This window comes from Methylophaga muralis (assembly GCF_001720165.1).
Taxonomy (GTDB): Bacteria; Pseudomonadota; Gammaproteobacteria; order Nitrosococcales; family Methylophagaceae; genus Methylophaga; species Methylophaga muralis.
Genome location: NZ_MCRI01000049.1, coordinates 1 through 12,631, shown reverse-complemented (window position 1 = coordinate 12,631; position 12,631 = coordinate 1). Strand labels below are relative to the sequence as shown.

The window sequence follows — 12,631 nt, the reverse complement described above, 5'->3', positions numbered from 1 at the left end:
TTTTTTGCGTTTAAGGATGGTCAAGCTGAAAAAAACGTGACAGAGTTGTCTTTGTCGTTGGTGATTACATTTACCACGTGTTTTAATGTAATAGTTAAGGTTTTATTTCGTCAGATGCCATGCAATGATGGTTTTAAGGCTTATTGAAAATAAAACTTAAAATGATATTAGTCTGGTTTAACCAATGGATGGTTATGAAGAATATGATGTCCAAAAAAATAGTTTTAGCGCTATTTCCATTATCTTTGTTGTTTCCCACAGCAATATTTGCGCAAAGTGTGGGAGTTGTAAAAACAATGCTCGGAAAAGTGCAGCTGCTTCGCGCAGAAGGCGAGCTAATAAACTTGGCTTTAGGGGATGAAGTTTTTATTGCTGATAAGTTGCAGACCAAACAAAATAGCAGCGTAGGAATTTTGTTTAGCGACGATACCCGTATTGGCGCAGGACCTGATACCAGTTTCTCTATTGATGACTATCAGTTTGATAGTAAAACGCAATTAGGGCGGGCTGATTTATCTCTAAAAAATGGCACTTTGGCGGTTGTTGGTGGAAAGTTAGCCGCGAAAGATTCACAATCCGTTAAAGTACATACCCCAACGTCAACGCTGACAGCTACATGCTCAACATTATCGGTTAAAGTCGATCCACTTACTAAAGAAGCGCCATGATGCTGACAAATATATTCCGAACTATATTTTTATTAATAATTGTAACCGTAGTGTCTGGCTGTAGCGCTTATAGCAGCGCGGTCAATACACTCGGGTCGAAAACACCTACTTCAGAAATGCGCGAGCAAATAGAGGTACCTGTTGAGTTAGCCGAGGGTGAATCGCCTTTCTGTGCCCTACCAGTTGAACCTGAACCTGAAATGGAGCCGGCAATCGCGGCATTGCCACGTGAGCCTTATCGAGCGCGTTTATATTTCATTTTTGATACCAGCACTTTCACACCTGAATCGGAAATAGCTGCTCAAAAAGTATTTGATGAAGTAAGAGCCAGACAAATTGCTGAGGCGATAGTTATCGGACATACTGATACGATGGGTTCTGAAGAATACAATATTGGTTTGTCAGAGCGTCGGGCCGAACGGGTTCGCCAAGAGCTTATCCGTCGCGGCATTCCCGAAAATATTATTACTACCAAAGGTATGGGCGAATCAGAGCTGTTAATCGAGACTGCCGATGAAGTTGCTGAAGAAAGAAATCGACGTGTTGAAATAGACGTTCGCTGATTGGAGTGTTAGACAGATGAACAAACAATTTAAATTATTGGCGCTTTGCACTTCTCTATTTACAGGCATAACTGCATTTCATTCACCGGTTATGGCGCAGACTTTGGTTCAAGCCGTCGAACAAACGATTCAAAGCAACCCGGAAATTCTGGCCGAAGCTAATCGACGTTTGAGTGTTGATAAAACAATTGATCAAGCTCGAGCAGGTTATGCTCCGCGAGTTGATTTGAATCTTGGCTATGGTCGCGAATATACCAAGAATCCCGCTACACGCCCTGGCAGTGAAAGTTTGACACGTGGTGAGGCGAGTATTACAGCCAGACAAATGCTCTACGATGGTTTTTATACAAAAAGCGAAGTAGACCGCACCACTGCTTCAGCTGAATCCGCAGGTTTTGCGGTGACTGATATATCCGAGCGGCGAAGTTTACAAGCAATTGGTGCTTATCTCGATGTACTACGCCGTCAAGATCTTCTAGTGTTGACCCAAACCAACTTGGAATCTCACCAAACCATTTTTTCACAAATAGAGCAACGCTCTGATAGTGGGGTGGGTCGCCGGGCAGATGTGGATCAGGCGCAGGCTCGATTAGCATTGTCGCAATCGAATCTTGAGTCACAAATCGGCAATGTTGAGGATGCCAGAACCAACTTCCAGCGGGTAGTTGGAACTATGCCGGAAAACATCACTAATCCCGGTGATGGCTGCTGTGACCAAGCTCCAGCAACATTGGATGATGCCGTTAAAATTGCTTACAACCAACATCCTACTCTGCGTACAGCACTAGCGAACCATGAAGCTTCGTTGGCACAGGAAAATGCAGCAAAATCAGCTTTCCATCCACGTGTAGATCTGGATTTAGGCGCATCAGCAAATAACAATCTGGATGGTGAGCCGGGCCATGACAAAGGACTTTATGCGATGTTTCGCCTGCAATATAACTTGCTGAACGGCGGAGCAGATAAAGCTCGGATTGAACAAATTGAACATTTAAGCGAGCAGCAAAAAGAACTGATTAATCGTGCACAACGTGAAATCGAGTTGGATGTTCGTTTAGCCTGGAATGCGCTTGAAAATGCAGAACGCCGCTTACCGGGCCTAAAACAACGGGTTGAAGCAGCTGAGAAAACTCGCGAAGCCTATGCGGCTCAGTTTCGTATTGGTCAACGTACGCTGCTGGATTTACTCGACAGCGAGAATGAGCTGTTAAGCTCAGGAATTGCCTATACCGAAGCATATTATGACCGTATTTATGCATGTTATTGGCTGATGCAGTCTATGGGTAAGTTGCTGGAAACAATGGCTATAGAGCAGCGTGAAGAAGCATTAACCGTTGCCAGTCAAAACAACGAAGCTACACAATAAAAGTAAAGGACGGATAACTTAATTATCCGTCCTTTTGTTTGGTTTGCTCTATTGAACGATCCGCTCTACTTGTACCAGGTTATCGGTAAAAGTTGGGGCATGTCCCATATCAACAAATTCTGCAGAACTAACGCAGTTCACGGTGCCATTATTACGCTGACGCCAATAACCTAAAGTTGCCACCACAATGCCCTGGCCCACATCTTCTGTGATCTGAGCTTTAGCATCAAATCCTCCCCGATCATTAAATACCCGAACATTATCACCGTGCTGAATTTGCCGTAAATCTGCATCTGCAGCACTAATCATCACGAATTGATCACCTTGCGCTTTAAGTTTGTTATCCATATTGGCGTAACAGGAATTTAAAAAGCCATGGCTTTTCGGTGAAATAATATTTAACGGGAATCGTTTTGCCAGTTCAGGGTTTGTCTGTGGGGTTTCTCTTGAAGCCACATAATCTGGCAGGCTATCCAGTGGTTCACCTGGCTGAAAACCGTCATACATTTGTCTGAAAGGTCCGGCAACAAAATTGGTTGCATCATCAATCCGGAAATGACACTTACCACTAGCCGTTGGGAAATTACCGGCTTTGTGGGGCGCACGATTGTCTTTTGTACCAACATTGAGCCGTGCATAACCATGTTCACGCAGGAACGCTAAATCAATGCCCTCACAGGCCGGAGAGTCCCAATCAACATAATTTTCCAAACATTCACTATCCGTCCATTTGAAATTTTCTTCTTCATAACCCATTTTCGCGGCAAGACGACGGAAGATTTCGTTGTTAGGAAGGGCTTCACCTGGCGAATCAACACATTTTGCATTATAAGTGAGATAGAGATGCCCCCAGGACAACACCATATCTTCCAGTTCAGCGCCCATTGAGGCAGGCAACACAATATCGGCAAAAGAAGCGGTATCAGATAGAAAATGCTCGGCTGAAACCAGAAACAAATCATCGCGCATCAGCCCGGCCACAATTTTGTCTGTTTCAGCTGCCTGAGTAACGGGATTGGCATTCCAACACATCATGGATTTGATCGGAATATCCAGATCCATTTCATTGGTTAACGCTCGACCAATCTGAATCGCATTAATGACTCGAGTACCTTCCGGAATCAAATCCGGGCGACAGATAACATCAAATTTATAAGGGTGTTCCCATACTGGGAATTGTAATGCACCGCCACCAACATGCCGCCATGCTCCGACCAGAGCCGGTAAACAGCTAATTGCTCGAATAGCTTGGCCGCCACCATAGTTACGCTCCAAAGCCACACCAAGACGAATAGCAGCTGGTTGGGTGGTAGCAAATTCCATAGCAAGTTGGCGAATGTCGTGAGCGCTTACTCCGGTAATTTCTTCTGCCCATTCTGGAGTTCTTTGTTTAGCTCGCTCGGCTAATTCAGTAAACCCAATGGTATAACTATCAACATACTCCTGATCCTGCAAGCCTTCTTCAATAATGGTGTGCATCATCGCCATCGCCAATGCACCATCGGTTCCTGGTCGAGGACTGATATGCCAATCTGCTTCTTTAGCTGTTTTGGATTTATAAGGATCAATCACAACGACTTTGGCGCCACGCTTCTGGGCCTCTTTAACAATATGCCAGTGATGCAGGTTAGTGCTGACGGAATTACAGCCCCAAATGATGATGTATTTTGAATGAATAAAACTTTCAGGATCTACGCCTGCAGTTGGTCCAACAGTTAACAGCCAGGCTGTACATGAGCCTTCGCCACAAAATGTACGTTCGCAGACGGTGGCACCCATTTTGTTAAAAAATGCATCGCCACCATTCAGACCGTGAACCAAACCTTGGTTACCGAGATAACTGTAAGGAATAATGGCCTGAGGACCATATTCATCAATAATGGCTTTCCAGCGATCAGTAATTTCCGTTAATGCATCCTCCCAACTGATTTGCTCAAATTGACCGCTGCCTTTCGGTCCAACACGCCGCATGGGATGTAAAACACGTTCGGGATGATAATGACGTTTTTCGTAGTCTTTGAGTTTGACGCATAAGCCACCTCGCGTCATAGGATGTTCAGGGTTGCCACGAACCGAGATCAGTTTGCCATTTTCGACTTCGTAGACCATCGAACAGGTGTCAGGGCAATCATGTGGGCAACCGCCGTGGTGAGTGGTTTTCAGTACGCTGGCCATAGATGTTGCCTCCCGAATTCATCGTAAACAAGATTTTTCGACTATACACCAGACAATAACGGGAATTTTGCCCGTCGTAATAAAATACAACCTCTGACGTATAGCGAATTGTTTACATTGGAGATTTCACGCTAATTTAAATTTTGTGGTCTAGAGAATTTTAGTTGAAGCAGAGTGAGCGAATTTTGGTTTGAAGTCATTCGCCACCATTGAACGGTGGCGAATGAAAACATCAATTAATCTTGGCGAGTCATTCTGTGCAAGGTGCCATCACGTAATACATATTGATGATAAAGCGCCGCACCGATGTGTAATACAAACAGGGCTACCAATACGATTCCCCCAACAATTACATGAAAATCCTTAAAAGGCTCTCTAGCATTGCGCCAAGCCTCATCTGAAATGCCAAAACCATTTACTACAATTGCCTGAAAAGCCTGGGTATCAGAAAATTTGGGTATCAATTCAAAAGCTATCGGAGTGTTGTAGAAAAATTCATTACCAAGTCCCGCAAAGATATAACCGGTGATTGGCATCAACAACAGAAAAACATAGAACAGTCTATGCGTCCAGCGGGCAGAAGCTTGCTGCCAGGCAGGCCCGGCCACAGGATCGGGGCTATTATTCGTCAATTTCCAGATCAATCTAAGTATGACTAAAGTGAAAAGGTAAAAACCCAAAGACATATGGATCTGTAATGCCATTGAACTTGGTGGTGTTCTTGGTTCAGTAAACCAGGCCCGGTAATAGATGGCGATGTAAGTCGCTAAAATTAAAAAAGCCATTATCCAATGTAGCCATTGGGCTACCTTGCCGTAACGCTCACGGCTATTTCGTAAGTTATCAGCCATTCTCACTCCTTTATTTGTTTTAATTGAGATTAAGGTAGGTTTTGGGATGTTATCCTACTATGAAGATGGTTTTTATCACGATGAGTTCCCCATTAAATAAACCTGCCGAAAAATATAGGTCATTGATTTTGTTAAGGTAATAAATTTAGAAGGTGTTTGGGTGGTTTATTTCAGCCACTTTTAGAGATTAAATCACGCAAGTGATTTAAAAAAGCTGCGAAATATTTTTCATCAGCGGCTTAAGCGGATTTGACTTCTAGTCGCTTGGGTGTAGGCTCGCTGATCTGTTTGAAACTAACTCTGGAGAAACATCATGGCAACAGTAACATTAAAAGGTAATTCTTTTGAGACAGTCGGCAATTTGCCAAAAGTGGGTGATAAAGCGCCTGACTTTTCGGTGGTCAAAGGCGATTTATCAGATCTGAATTTGGCAGATATAAAGGGCCGGATTGTACTAAACATTTTTCCTTCTATTGACACTGATACCTGTGCAATGTCCGTTCGTCAGTTCAATAAAAAAGCGACGGCAATCGAGAATACTTCGGTCATTTGTATATCAAAAGATTTACCCTTTGCTTTAGCGCGTTTCTGCGGGGCCGAAGGTCTGGAAAATGTTGAGGTAGGTTCAGCCTTTCGTTCCAGTTTTGGTGAAGACTATGGCGTGACAGCCAAAACTGGACCCTTGAAAGGTTTGTTATCACGCTCTGTCGTTGTTATCGATGAAAATGGTAAAGTCATTTATACCGAGCAGGTCGCAGAAACTGCTGATGAACCTGATTATGAAGCAGCATTAAACATTTTGAAGTAATTACCTTGCGTGCTTAAAACTGATAAAACCCGGCATTTAAGCCGGGTTTTTTATGGGTGACATAAACTATTTTCGAACATTTTTTGCGATTTTCTGTCCCACAACGTATTGATAGCACTATCTCGGTCAATGATTGGGTGATATGGATACATTAGATCAACTTTTTGCATCAGTGGCAGTCATTGCGGAGTTTCATCCAAAGCTGAAAGCGATTCGCTTTTGGCAGGACAGCAAAACCTTGCAATATCATTCGGCAGTTATTTTTTTTGACAGAACATTAGCGCCGCGTGAAGAGTTGGAGGCGGATATTGCCAATATTGCTACACAGTTAGCCTCCGCGGCATTGCCAGATTATCATGCGTTTTGCGTAGATCTGGAGCATTTGTTCAATGGTGCTCAGCCCTCCGGACCAATAAGCCATTTATCCGATGTTGATTGGCGAACCTTTCGCAAAATTTCTTCTTATGCGCAATATTGGAAACAGCGAAACCCTCGTGAAGTAAATAAGCTGATTACCTTTGTGATGGCCGTCCCCGTTTTCAGTCGATTGGCTGGTCAGCTGATCGTACAAAATCATAACGTCACGGAAAGCCAGATCTTTGAACAAATCACCCAACAACACGGATCTTTTGTTATGGGGGGTAAACGTTTTCGAGAATTGTTTCGCCAGGAAATCGATACCGCTTATAACGAAGCCAAGCTGTTAGTATCTACCTTCAGGGGCACCAAAACAGAGGGTGCTGCACGGATTGTGAATGGTATGGTTGAATCAATAGTGACTAGATCATAGTTCAGCAAAATTTAGACCATGACATTGGCATTTTTTGTTAAATGTAAATGTCCTTAATCAAACGATAATCTTTAGCTGATAGCGTTATCAGCTACAAATGGGCCAGAGTAGGCCTTTCAGTTTTAGATCACATAGGAACAGCACAATGAAATTATCGATCAATGGCGCAAGTCATGAAGTCAATTTGCCTGAAGAAATGCCGATTCTTTGGACCTTACGCGATGTGCTGGGCTTGACCGGCACTAAATTTGGTTGTGGTAAAGCATTATGTGGTGCTTGTACCGTGATGCTCGACGGACAACCCATCCGTTCATGCTCCACCCCAATTAGTGCAGCCAAAGATAAACAAATCACTACGATAGAAGCGGTCAGTGAAGATAAAGTTGGCCGCGCGATACAGCAAGCCTGGGTGGAGCTGGGAGTACCCCAATGTGGATATTGTCAGTCAGGCCAAGTGGTTTCAGCCACAGCTTTGTTACGTACTAATAGCAACCCCAGTGATACGGATATTGATAATGCGATGAGTGGCAATATCTGTCGCTGTGGCACCTATAACCGGATCCGTGATGCCATAAAATTGGCTGCCACTAAAAGTGGAGACGCACAATGAATAAGCCCCTTAAAAATGAAACTTTACAAACTGAAATCACCAATATCAGTCGTCGAAATCTATTGAAGGGTTTTGCATTAACCGGCTTTGTTTTAGCGGTGGGTATGCCGTTTGTCGGTTTTGCAGAAGGTGAAGAAGCACCCAAATATGGTCGCGACGCCATGCCAAATGGCTGGGTGGACAATCCTTTGATATTCGTAGCAATTGCTGAAGACGGTACCGTGACTATCGTTTCTCACCGATCAGAGATGGGGCAAGGCGTGCGGACCAGTTTACCAATGGTGGTTGCTGATGAACTTGAAGCAGATTGGGGTCGAGTAAAGGTTATTCAGGCACCAGGTGATGAAGAACGTTACGGCAATCAGGATACCGACGGATCACGTAGCGTAAGACACTTCTTTATGCCGATGCGTAATGTCGGTGCTGCTGCCAGAATGATGCTGGAAGCGGCTGCCGCAGCACATTGGGGTGTGAGTGTTGACGAGGTGTTTGCTGAAAATCATCAAATCAAGCACCGCCCTTCCGGTAAAACGCTGGGTTATGGTGAGTTAGCGAAAGCCGCTTCACAACTAGATGTGCCAGAACGGGAAAAACTGCAGTTAAAAACTGCGGATCAATTTCGCTATATCGGCAAACAATCCACCAAATTAATTGATGGTGAGGACATTGTCACCGGCAAAGCAATTTACGGCATAGATATTCAGCTGGATGGCATGGCGTATGCCGTTATTGCTCGCCCGCCAGTTTATGGCGGCAAAGTTAAGTCATTTGATGATAGTGAGACAATGAAGGTCCCCGGTGTGATTAAAGTGGTCACATTGAAAGGTAGTCCGCCACCGGCAATTTTCAATCCTTTAGGTGGGATTGCCGTTATTGCAGAAAACACCTGGGCTGCAATGCGAGGTCGTGAAAAACTGAAAATAGAGTGGGATCATGGAGAAAACGTCAGCTACAACTCTGACGAATATCGCCAGAAAATGCTGGAAGCGGGCTCAAAATCTGGTGGCAAAGTGCTGCGCAGTACCGGCGATATTACTAAAGCCATGGAATCTGCCGATAAGACCTTTAAGGCAGATTATTACGTCCCGCATTTATCCCAGGCTCCGATGGAACCTCCAGTTGCTACAGCCCGAATTCAGGATGGCAAGTGTGAAGTCTGGGCGCCGACACAGGCCGCACAGGCAGGTAGAGATACCGTTGCCAAATGGCTGGATATGTCATCGGATGATGTTACCGTCCATGTCACTCTATTGGGCGGTGGTTTCGGGCGAAAATCCAAACCTGATTATCTTGTCGAAGCCGCTTTATTATCAAAAGCGATGGATGGACGAGCAGTTCAGGTAACCTGGAGTCGTGAAGACGATTTGCATAACGGTTATCTTCATACAGTTTCAATAGAGCATCTTGAGGCCGGAGTAAATGAGCAGGGCAAAACCACAGCCTGGTTGCATCGTACTGTTGCCCCATCAATATCTTCAACTTTTGATGCTGCTTCGGAGCATCAAATGCCGATCGAGCTGGGCATGGGGGTGATGAATATTCCCTTTGCTATCGATAATATTCAACTGGAAAATCCTGCCGCCAAAGCCCATACCCGTATCGGTTGGTTCCGTTCGGTAGCCAATATTCCCCGAGCCTTTGCTATCCAATCATTTATCGCTGAAATGGCCAACGAACTGGATCAGGATCACAAAGCATTTTTACTGGAGCTGATTGGTCCAGCCAGAAAAATTGATCCGATTGAACTGAAAGATGAGTGGAACTATGGCGAGTCACCGGAAGCTTATCCGCTGGATACCGGAAGATTACGCCGGGTGGTGGAAGCTGTCTGCGAAAAAGCCAATTGGGGACGTGATTTACCAGCTGGTAGAGGATTGGGATTGGCGACACATTACAGCTTTGTTACCTATACGGCGGCAATAGTTGAGGTTGAAGTTTCTGAAGATGGTGATTTAAGCATTCCGAGAATCGATATTGCCGTGGATTGTGGCCCGCAAGTAAATCCGGAACGGATCCGTTCGCAAATGGAAGGTGCCTGCATTATGGGTGTCAGCCTGGCAATGGTTGGAGAAATCAGTTTTAAAGACGGGGCCGTACAAGAAGATAACTTTGACGGTTATCAAGTCACCCGAATGAATGAGTCTCCCCGTGAAATTCATGTGCACTTGTTACCATCGGAAGATTTCGACACGCCATTAGGCGGCGTAGGCGAACCCGGTTTGCCACCAATAGCACCGGCTTTGTGTAATGCCATTTTCGCTGCGACAGGCAAACGTATTCGTGACTTGCCCATCCGTTATCAATTGGAAAGCTGATTATGGACAGTGTTGATTTATCGGTTTTTAAAACCCTGCAGAAATGGTTGGAAACCGATTTGAACGTGTGGCTGGTAACCGTGGTGAAAACCTTCGGTTCCAGCCCTCGTCAACCGGGTGCACTATTGGTGCTCAGAGAAGATGGTGTGTTAGTTGGCTCGGTTTCCGGTGGTTGTATCGAAGATGATCTGGTAGATAAAGCTCAGTCAGGAGAATTACCCACGCAGCAGGCAAAATTAATGGTTTATGGGGTGACCCGCGAAGAAGCACAACGCTTCAACCTGCCGTGTGGTGGAACACTGGAATTGATTATCGAACCGGTCAAAAACACCGTTTGGGTAGATGAAATACTTAATGCTATTAACAATCATCGCTTGATAAAACGAGATTTGCAGATTGCTTCATTACAAACCCAGTGTAGCGATGCCAAAGTGACTGATCCGACAGTGCAAATTACCGATCAGCAACTCTCCGTTGTGTATGGCCCGAGATGGCGTTTATTGATTATTGGTGCAGGACAGACTTCTGTATATCTGGCGAATATGGCACAAGCGCTGGACTATCAAGTTTCTGTGTGTGAGCCGCGTGATGCGATGATTGAAAGCTGGGATGTGCCGAACGTAGAGCTGCTCAATATGATGCCGGACGATGCTGTGTTGGCGATGCAGCCTGATGCACACACGGCTATTGTAGCTTTGACGCACGATCCGAAACTTGATGATATGGCGTTGTTGGAAGCACTGAAATCTGCTGCCTTTTATGTTGGTGCTTTGGGCAGCAAAAAGAACAATGCCAATCGCCGTAAACGTTTGGCGATGTTTGATTTATCTGCAGGCGAAATTGAGCGTTTGCATGGCCCTGTTGGCTTGCCGATTGGCAGTCGCACACCACCGGAAATAGCTATTGCTATCTTGGCTGAGCTTATTGAATTAAGACGCATTCATCTTGTTAAGGCCGTAAATGAGACTGCTGAAATTCAATCAGTTTGTAGTTGAAATCAACGATGTCTGAACCGGCAGGGATTATTCTAGCCGCTGGCATGTCTTCCCGCTTCGGCTCAGACAAATTGTTGTATGAGTTAACCATCGAGGGTGACTGTCAGCCGCTGATCCAACACACTCTGCAGTCATGGTTTTTGTTATTTGATGAAATATCTGTCGTTATAAGAACGGACACACCGCCGTTACGACAAACCATTATGGACTTTGCCGAAAAACAGCATAAAAATATTAACCTGATTGAATGCCGCGATGCTGCTCTGGGGATGGGGCATAGTCTCAGTGCGGCTATCAAGGCCAATTCTGAATCGAGTGGTTGGATGATTGGGTTGGCAGATATGCCATTAATCCCATTTTCAGTGCTGAATCAGGTATATCAAAACCTGAAATTGGGTGCCCTGATTACGGCCCCCTATTTTGATGGACAGCGTGGCCATCCTGTTGGGTTGAATCGTCTGTACAAAGATGAGTTGTTGGCACAGGAGGGTGATTCTGGTGCCAAAAAGCTGCTTCAGCGCGATGCTGAATTCATCCAAAAAGTCGACACTAATCAATCAGGTGTATTGATAGATATTGATTGTATGCAGGATATTAATCGAATAGAAAAAAGCAGCTGATAGTAATTAGTCTTGTCTGGCCCAGTTAGAATGGCTGTCTAAATAATTTCGATCAAAACCGGATATTTCAATTAAGCCATCCAGATCAAGAATATGAATATCGCCGTTATTAGACTCAAGCAAGCCTTGGTCACGCAATACTTTAAAGGTTCGGCTGACATGTACGGAAGATAAACTTAAGGTGTCGCCAATGATGGTTTGATTCATAGGCAGCACGAACTTGTCGGTATCAACGTTCAGCCTGACTTTCATTTCCACAATAAAATGCGCCAGTCTCTCTACCGCACTACGACGGCCTATATTGATGACTCGTTCAATGAGCATTGATTGTTCACGAGCAAGAATTAAAAAGAATAAATCCGTCAAGCGTGGTGCTTGATCAAAGATCTCCGTCAAGCGCTGTCGTGGAAACGGGCAGGCTTTCACTTCTGTCAAAGTTCGAAACTCGGAAAGGTTTCGATCAAAACTGATTTCTCGTAGACCAAGGATTTGCCCTGGCAGAAAAATATCCAACACCTGGCGCTGGCCATCTGCAAGGGTTCGGGTCGCGCAAGCCCAGCCTGACTGAAGTGTGAAAAACCGTTCCGCCTTTCCGCCTTCAATTGCCATGGGTTGATCGGCCTCATAACTACGAGGATCTTTTTCCAATGCCTTCAATAGGTTGATTTCATGTTCATTAAGATCAGCAAATTTTGAAAATTGATGAACAATACAACTGTCAGGCAAAGTTGAACTCATAAGCGTCCTTTAATATCCACAAAGAAATTATGATGGTGATGAAATATACCCCGGAAAAATCCGAAGTCAATCTAATATATATATAGCCACCCAAAAAAAAGACACCATCCGAGAATCGGACAGTGTCAAAGG

At 44.7% G+C, this 12,631-nt stretch carries 12 protein-coding genes; 9 read left to right on the top strand and 3 right to left on the bottom strand.

Annotated elements, in window-relative coordinates:
* Nucleotides 1-194 precede the first annotated feature (194 nt).
* The 3 genes from A9E74_RS12680 to A9E74_RS12670 are packed head-to-tail and all read left to right on the top strand — an operon-like array spanning nt 195 to nt 2,597.
* Nucleotides 195-668 (top strand): FecR family protein, encoded by a 474-nt coding sequence (locus A9E74_RS12680; RefSeq protein WP_245652164.1) that lies wholly within the window; start codon nt 195-197, stop codon nt 666-668.
* Complete coding sequence (locus A9E74_RS12675) at nt 665-1,231, top strand: OmpA family protein (protein WP_069296977.1); 567 nt, start codon at nt 665-667, stop codon at nt 1,229-1,231. The genes A9E74_RS12680 and A9E74_RS12675 overlap by 4 nt, the downstream gene beginning before the upstream one ends.
* Before the next feature lie 16 nt (nt 1,232-1,247).
* Complete coding sequence (locus A9E74_RS12670) at nt 1,248-2,597, top strand: TolC family outer membrane protein (protein ID WP_069296976.1); 1,350 nt, start codon at nt 1,248-1,250, stop codon at nt 2,595-2,597.
* Between the two features lie 48 nt (nt 2,598-2,645).
* Here the strand turns inward: A9E74_RS12670 and A9E74_RS12665 are convergent, their stop codons facing one another.
* Together A9E74_RS12665 and A9E74_RS12660 are read right to left on the bottom strand one after the other, a co-directional pair.
* Nucleotides 2,646-4,772: a molybdopterin-containing oxidoreductase family protein gene (locus A9E74_RS12665; RefSeq protein WP_069296975.1), complete on the bottom strand. Its 2,127-nt coding sequence runs from the start codon at nt 4,770-4,772 to the stop codon at nt 2,646-2,648.
* 236 nt (nt 4,773-5,008) lie between these two features.
* Complete coding sequence (locus A9E74_RS12660; protein WP_069296974.1) at nt 5,009-5,623, bottom strand: cytochrome b; 615 nt, start codon at nt 5,621-5,623, stop codon at nt 5,009-5,011.
* A gap of 313 nt (nt 5,624-5,936) precedes the next feature.
* Between A9E74_RS12660 and tpx the strand changes: the two genes are divergently transcribed.
* The 6 genes from tpx to A9E74_RS12630 all read left to right on the top strand — a co-directional run bounded on the left by tpx (nt 5,937) and on the right by A9E74_RS12630 (nt 11,761).
* Nucleotides 5,937-6,431 (top strand): thiol peroxidase, encoded by a 495-nt coding sequence (gene tpx / locus A9E74_RS12655; protein WP_069296973.1) that lies wholly within the window; start codon nt 5,937-5,939, stop codon nt 6,429-6,431.
* 142 nt (nt 6,432-6,573) lie between these two features.
* Entirely contained in the window at nt 6,574-7,221 is a 648-nt protein-coding gene (locus A9E74_RS12650; RefSeq protein ID WP_069296972.1) for a hypothetical protein, read from the top strand.
* Between the two features lie 145 nt (nt 7,222-7,366).
* A complete protein-coding gene (locus tag A9E74_RS12645; protein ID WP_069296971.1) occupies nt 7,367-7,831 on the top strand; it encodes a (2Fe-2S)-binding protein in 465 nt (154 codons plus the stop codon).
* Nucleotides 7,828-10,146 (top strand): xanthine dehydrogenase family protein molybdopterin-binding subunit, encoded by a 2,319-nt coding sequence (locus A9E74_RS12640; protein WP_069296970.1) that lies wholly within the window; start codon nt 7,828-7,830, stop codon nt 10,144-10,146. Before A9E74_RS12645 ends, A9E74_RS12640 begins: the two co-directional genes overlap by 4 nt.
* A gap of 2 nt (nt 10,147-10,148) precedes the next feature.
* On the top strand, nt 10,149-11,141 hold the full coding sequence (locus A9E74_RS12635; RefSeq protein ID WP_069296969.1) for an XdhC family protein: 993 nt from the start codon (nt 10,149-10,151) through the stop codon (nt 11,139-11,141).
* A gap of 8 nt (nt 11,142-11,149) precedes the next feature.
* Nucleotides 11,150-11,761, top strand: coding sequence for a nucleotidyltransferase family protein (locus A9E74_RS12630; RefSeq protein ID WP_069296968.1), 612 nt, complete (start codon nt 11,150-11,152; stop codon nt 11,759-11,761).
* 6 nt (nt 11,762-11,767) lie between these two features.
* Here A9E74_RS12630 and A9E74_RS12625 read toward each other — a convergent pair whose 3' ends face one another.
* A complete protein-coding gene (locus A9E74_RS12625) occupies nt 11,768-12,499 on the bottom strand; it encodes a Crp/Fnr family transcriptional regulator (protein ID WP_069296967.1) in 732 nt (243 codons plus the stop codon).
* Nucleotides 12,500-12,631 lie beyond the last annotated feature (132 nt).

What these genes read in the sequence shown, in the direction of transcription:
- tpx (WP_069296973.1), top strand. Translation starts at nt 5,937, where the DNA reads ATGGCAACAGTAACATTAAAAGGTAATTCTTTTGAGACAGTCGGCAAT.
- A9E74_RS12630 (WP_069296968.1), top strand. Translation starts at nt 11,150, where the DNA reads ATGTCTGAACCGGCAGGGATTATTCTAGCCGCTGGCATGTCTTCCCGC.
- A9E74_RS12665 (WP_069296975.1), bottom strand. Translation starts at nt 4,772, where the DNA reads ATGGCCAGCGTACTGAAAACCACTCACCACGGCGGTTGCCCACATGAT.
- A9E74_RS12645 (WP_069296971.1), top strand. Translation starts at nt 7,367, where the DNA reads ATGAAATTATCGATCAATGGCGCAAGTCATGAAGTCAATTTGCCTGAA.
- A9E74_RS12640 (WP_069296970.1), top strand. Translation starts at nt 7,828, where the DNA reads ATGAATAAGCCCCTTAAAAATGAAACTTTACAAACTGAAATCACCAAT.
- A9E74_RS12660 (WP_069296974.1), bottom strand. Translation starts at nt 5,623, where the DNA reads ATGGCTGATAACTTACGAAATAGCCGTGAGCGTTACGGCAAGGTAGCC.
- A9E74_RS12670 (WP_069296976.1), top strand. Translation starts at nt 1,248, where the DNA reads ATGAACAAACAATTTAAATTATTGGCGCTTTGCACTTCTCTATTTACA.
- A9E74_RS12680 (WP_245652164.1), top strand. Translation starts at nt 195, where the DNA reads ATGAAGAATATGATGTCCAAAAAAATAGTTTTAGCGCTATTTCCATTA.
- A9E74_RS12635 (WP_069296969.1), top strand. Translation starts at nt 10,149, where the DNA reads ATGGACAGTGTTGATTTATCGGTTTTTAAAACCCTGCAGAAATGGTTG.
- A9E74_RS12675 (WP_069296977.1), top strand. Translation starts at nt 665, where the DNA reads ATGATGCTGACAAATATATTCCGAACTATATTTTTATTAATAATTGTA.
- A9E74_RS12650 (WP_069296972.1), top strand. Translation starts at nt 6,574, where the DNA reads ATGGATACATTAGATCAACTTTTTGCATCAGTGGCAGTCATTGCGGAG.
- A9E74_RS12625 (WP_069296967.1), bottom strand. Translation starts at nt 12,499, where the DNA reads ATGAGTTCAACTTTGCCTGACAGTTGTATTGTTCATCAATTTTCAAAA.